Below are 718 nucleotides of genomic sequence, written 5' to 3' on the forward strand. Positions count from 1 at the left end.
TTTAGCAAACTGCTTCAGTGCCGGTATCGCGCTTTCATCAGCCAGACGCAGCCACTGCTTCCAGGCTGATCGCCAACCCCAGGCGGTGGTGGGCGACCACAGCGCTTTTAACTCTGCTTTCATCAGATAAACCGTCATCAGCGATTGGTTAGCCGACAGCAGATCCCTCAGGTGCACCTGTTGATCTTTTCGCTTGAGATTTTCCGGATTACGCAGCAGTAGCCAGCGTGCTTGCTTGATCACCCTGCGCGCGGGTTTGTCATGGCGCAGACGGTTGGCTTCGTCGACCCGTACCCGGTCAATCACCTCGCGCCCATACTTGGCGACTACATGAAACAGGTCGTAGACCACGCGTGCCTGAGGGCAGTGTTGGCGTACCTCCAGGTCAAATGCGGTGTTCATGTCCATCGCCACTGCTTCGATCCGCGCACAGCCTTCTGGCCCCAACTCCTCAAAGAAGGGCCTGACAGCCGCTCTGCTACGTCCTTCGCCAATCCACAGAACCCGGCGGGTATCGGCGTCCAGCACCACGCTGGCGTAGCGATGGCCTTTTAACTGGGCGAACTCGTCCATCACCAGGCGCCTGGGCTGGGCCTTTGGTAGCTTCTCTAGAGCGGCTTGTAGAGCTCGTCGCTCCAGCAAGCGCACACTGTCCCAATGCAAGTCAAACAGCTCGGCGACGTGCAGGGTAGGCAGCCGCTGGCAAGCCTGGATCACG

General features: G+C 59.1%; 1 protein-coding gene. It reads right to left on the minus strand.

What is annotated here, in order from left to right; translation table 11 throughout:
- A partial coding sequence (locus ACLM5J_RS20835) for an ISL3 family transposase (protein WP_413658598.1) occupies positions 1–717 on the minus strand: 717 nt, incomplete at its 3' end.
- Position 718: the final 1 nt, after the last annotated feature.

The sequence above is a fragment of the Nocardioides sp. Bht2 genome (assembly GCF_047308515.1).
Taxonomy (GTDB): Bacteria; Actinomycetota; Actinomycetes; order Propionibacteriales; family Nocardioidaceae; genus Nocardioides.